Here is a 4642-nt window from a genome sequence, read left to right on the forward strand (position 1 = left end):
AGCCAAAAATCAATTGGTTTTTCACATCCGATACCAAAATCATGTAAAATAGAGTCTTGTTTATGGGATAGTGCCCTTCTGGTTCTCCTGCAATCCTGGCTGTGTCCTTCTCTAAAAGTACTTTTAAAATACCTTACCCTTCACGGCTCTCGAACTTGTTCTCCCTGATATGGTTCTAAAAGCCGAGTTCATCATCATGATGATTAGAATGATGCAAGAGTTTATAATGTTGTGAAAACAGAACTTGGATTGTGTCTCAATTTTCACATATCTATGAAATCCATGTTCCATGCCCTAAAAGCAACAAAGAAGCAAATTCAGGTGATTTAGTTGAGACACCCCTGCCGGCAAGAAAAAAGGCGTGTTCAGATATTAAAATGAACAATATGAACGCCCCAGCCTCCATAAGCGGCAGGGCTTCAAGCGTATTTCCTGCATCCGGTGCGCCGTACCGGATCACACCTGTCGTAGCCGGCACGGCTATGGCAGTATACCCGGCTAACTCCGCCCGTTTGACCCTGTCAATGAACTTCGTAAACAGCACAAGCCATGAGCATGCAAACGGCAGTTTCAATATAACAGATTATTCAAAGCTCTTCAGAACGATCCGGATACTTGGCTTGATGTCAGTAATAAGCTATATGACCGTCATCCTTTTTACATGGGTATATGCAAATTTAACGGGCTATGTATATTTCTCGGCCGGGGAGCCGGAAATGCTGATAAAGTATCCGGAGTGGGCGCTCGGGCTCATAGGGATATTCGTAGCTATCGATTGCCTGCGTAAAGAATTGGACGCATTATGTGAACAGCGGCTTTTTCCAAAGAAAATTTAATTGTTCTTATCCATTCTTGCGGCGCCGGGCGGTATTTCGAACGTATCGCCGTGCCAGTGAAAAGCGATAAATGCGCCCGGGAGGGTACTAAAAACAGGGGAGTTCTTCGTAATGGATTCTCATCGTTTTTCCTCCTGCAGATTGTTGATTCTATGGTAATATATCCTCCTGATAATACCTATCATCCTCTCTCAATTAAATCAATAATATAAAATATATTATATATTAATAGCAGAGGTCGGGTTTATAACATAAGCATTAGATATATATACTAGGAACTATCCACTAGATAGCCGTATGCCTTTAGTAAGGTAAAATCAGGAGGAATGTGAAAATGAGGTTAAAAAATCCGATATACTGGTCAATAATTGCTCTTCTGCTGCTCTCTGCACCTGCTCTGGCAGCAGATACACCAAAAGTAGATTCGGGCGACACTGCATGGGTTCTTGTGAGTTCGGCGCTCGTGATGCTGATGACCCCTGCCCTGGGCTTGTTCTACGGGGGAATGGTGCGGAAGAAAAACGCTCTCTCAACAATAATGTTCAGTTTTGCGATACTTGCATTAATTAGCGTTCAGTGGGTGCTTTTCGGCTACAGCCTTGCTTTTGGTCCGGATGTGCACGGCGTGATCGGCAATCTCAACTGGCTGGGGCTTAACGGAGTAGGTCAGGAGCCCAATGCCGACTATGCGGCTACTATCCCGGCTCAAGCGTATATGATATTCCAGGCGATGTTCGCCATAATCACAGTCGCGCTCATTTCAGGCGCTTTCGTTGAGCGCATAAAGTTCAGCGCGTTCATGCTGTTCTCCCTGCTCTGGGCGACTCTTGTGTACGACCCGATAGCCCACTGGGTATGGGGTGTTGGCGGCTGGCTTCGCAACCTGGGTGCGCTTGATTTTGCAGGAGGCACGGTTGTTCACATCAGCTCAGGGGTTTCGGCTCTTGCAATTGCCTTTGTGATAGGCTCACGCAAGGGATTCGGAAAGCAGCCCATGGAGCCGCACAACATACCAATGGTCGTTCTTGGCGCTGCGATTCTGTGGTTCGGCTGGTTCGGGTTCAACGGCGGTAGCGCAGTAGCAAGCAACGGACTTGCAACAAGCGCCTTTGTAGTAACGAACACAGCGGCAGGCGCAGCAGCTCTGGTGTGGACAATGCTTAGCTGGTACCACAAGAGACCAAGTGTCCTGGGTGCAGCCACCGGCGGTGTAGTAGGACTTGTGGCGATAACTCCTGCATCCGGTTTCGTTACACCGCTGGCTGCTATAATAATAGGAGCGGTAGCAGCGGTCATCAGTTACTATGCTATGCTGTTCAGGGGCAAGCAAACCGTAGATGACTCCCTGGATGTCTGGGCATGCCACGGTCTGGGCGGAACCTGGGGTGCCATAGCGACGGGCTTATTCGCCACCGTTGCAGTGAACTCCGCAGGCGCAAACGGTTTGCTCTACGGCAATCCGGGACAGTTTGTAACGCAGCTAATCGCAGTCGGTGTAGTATGGGTGTACGCGTTTGTTATGACAGTTATCTTAGCAAAAGTCATAGACAAAACCATAGGGCTGCGTGTAGCCGATGAAGAGGAATCAGTCGGATTAGATATTTCCCAGCATGCTGAAAAGGCATATTCGTGAGGTGAGCAAAATGAAGAAAGTTGAAGCAATAATAAGACCTGAGAGCCTTGACGCAGTTCGAGCGGCTCTTGAGGAGAAAGGTATCCTCGGCATGACAGTTGCAGAGGTGCAGGGACGCGGACGCCAGAAAGGCGTCTGTCTCCAGTGGCGCGCAGGCGAGTACTGCGTCGAATTCCTGCCAAAACTCCAGCTGGACATGATCGTGGATGATAAAGATGTAGAATTGGTGATCGCTGCGATAACTGCTGTCTCAAAGACCGGTAAGAACGGAGACGGCAAGATTTTCATCTATCCAGTTGAGGACGTCGTGCGCGTCAGTACGGGCGAGCGGGGAACAGAGGCGATATAGGCATTAACAACGAACTAATAAGAACTCGTTACAACTCATGCGACCGGAGTTCGTACGAGTTCGTATCAGTTAGTTGTTTAAATAGTGTCTGTTTTCATACCAGCCGGTTGTAAAGTGAGATGGGCTTTGAGGTAACTACCTGCCCCATTTCCACCACTTTTGATTTCAAGGAATTGACAAAATCGTAATTCATGACCGGGATCAGGAACCCTGCGCTTTACGTTCTCAGTTTCCTGACAAGCTCTCTGCCAAAAGCGTAGAGGTCATCCGGGTTCCTTGAGGTTACGAGGTTGCCATCCACCACAACCTCTTTATCCTCTTATTACCCCTGCGGAGATCAGTACCTGAACTCCGTGGCATATAGCCCCCACAGGCTTGTTCTCATTGAAAAAATATCTTGCGATCTCAAGCGCTTTCTCATCAAGCCGTACTCTCTCAGGCGCTCTTCCCCCGGAAGAACCAGCATATCAAACTCTTCTGGCTTTACTTCGGCAAGAGTTAAATCAACATGGATAGAATACCCGTGTTTGCCTGTAATCTGCCCTTCTTTCATGGATGCCACTTCTGCTGCGATGTCTTCTTCCTTTAACCGGTGTAGCGGATAAAAAAGCTCCGTATCCTCAAAATTATCTGCACTTATTATCAGCGCTTTCAACTGTATTACCCCACTGTGATTAAAAGATTTTAGTTATCTTAGGAGTTACCGTTAAACAACCTATCTAAATTAATCTCTTTTTGGTGAAATGGAATAGTTCCATTTCGGATGTAACGAATGGTATTCTATCTGCAATTTATCCATTTCTTCATCCAATATTTTGATTCCTTTGGTATATTCCTTTTCATCCAATCGAGACGCCACCATAAGACCTTTTTTTGTTTTCGTGCCACTAATGAGTTTTATCATTGTTTCAAAACTAACAAGCGGCTTCCCCTTCCAATTCATTGTAATAAATGAGAACATACAATGTTCTATCTTGTTCCATTTACTTGTCCCAGGAGGGTAATGGCATACGGTTATAGGTATTTTAATTTGGTTCACCAATTCCTGTAGATGATATTTCCAGCCTTTATTGCGACTTCCATTACTCCCACCACCATCTGCACATATCATCAACCCTTTTGCATTTGGATAATTATTTCTTCCAAACATAAGCCACCATTGCCTGATGCTTTCAACGGCAAATTCGGAGGTATCATAGCTCATTCCCACATTTTCTTTCTTTTTTGCATCAACTGATATTACAGGATATCCTTGATTTATAAATTCTTTTGCCTGCTCGTTTATATACCTGAACTGGGCGTCTCTTTCGGGCACTGAAGAACCTTCGATATTTTTCTTATTTGCCTGAAGCGAGTAATCGTTTTCCTTCAGCAGACGTCCTACTGTATCTGGATCGATTTTATGTTTTAGCTTTTTTAATTCCTCAGCGATCTTGTAGGTTGATTTGTTTGTCCACTTCAGGAGACTCATTGGGTCGCCTGAAGTGTTTTCATCCATGATTTTCTCAAGATCTCCAAGGATTCCGGGATCTTTTATTTCTACTTTTTTTCTTCCTCCACCATGTGCTCGAAGTCTTTCTGGAGGTTCAAGTTTCTCGGACGTTTTGAGTTCCTCTATCCCTTTACTGATGGTTGAATGGGACATGCCGGTTAATTCTTCTACTTTTGAAACTCCACCCCAACCAATTTCAAGTGCTATGGCTCCTGCAAAACGTCTTGCTTGAACTTCATCTGCTCCTGATAGGGCTTTTAGCCACCATGCATACTGCTTGTTAGTATCCATGCCACTATATATGGTGGCTTAGATTATATAATTTACTAATT

The 4642-nt window shown here is 45.4% G+C and carries 4 protein-coding genes and 1 pseudogene; 3 read left to right on the top strand and 2 right to left on the bottom strand.

All coding sequences use genetic code 11. The features are described 5' to 3' along the window. Positions 1 to 251 precede the first annotated feature (251 nt). From MNV_RS15250 to MNV_RS15265, 3 genes are all read left to right on the top strand, one after another. A complete protein-coding gene (locus MNV_RS15250; protein WP_096206807.1) occupies positions 252 to 836 on the top strand; it encodes a hypothetical protein in 585 nt (194 codons plus the stop codon). A 334-nt stretch (positions 837 to 1170) separates the two neighbouring features. Continuing rightward, positions 1171 to 2469, top strand: a complete 1299-nt coding sequence (locus MNV_RS15260; protein ID WP_096206808.1) for an ammonium transporter — start codon at positions 1171 to 1173, stop codon at positions 2467 to 2469. A gap of 10 nt (positions 2470 to 2479) precedes the next feature. Continuing rightward, a complete protein-coding gene (locus tag MNV_RS15265; protein ID WP_096206810.1) occupies positions 2480 to 2818 on the top strand; it encodes a P-II family nitrogen regulator in 339 nt (112 codons plus the stop codon). Positions 2819 to 3035: 217 nt separating this feature from the next. Here the strand turns inward: MNV_RS15265 and MNV_RS15270 are convergent. Further along, positions 3036 to 3473: pseudogene (locus tag MNV_RS15270) on the bottom strand (type 1 glutamine amidotransferase domain-containing protein). Positions 3474 to 3542: 69 nt separating this feature from the next. Beyond that, positions 3543 to 4601 carry an ISAzo13 family transposase gene (locus MNV_RS15275; protein WP_096206809.1) on the bottom strand — a complete coding sequence of 353 codons (1059 nt, stop codon included), beginning with the start codon at positions 4599 to 4601 and terminating at the stop codon, positions 3543 to 3545. Positions 4602 to 4642: the final 41 nt, after the last annotated feature.

Origin of the sequence: Candidatus Methanoperedens nitratireducens (genome assembly GCF_900196725.1) — an archaeon.
Classification (GTDB): Archaea; Halobacteriota; Methanosarcinia; order Methanosarcinales; family Methanoperedenaceae; genus Methanoperedens; species Methanoperedens nitroreducens_A.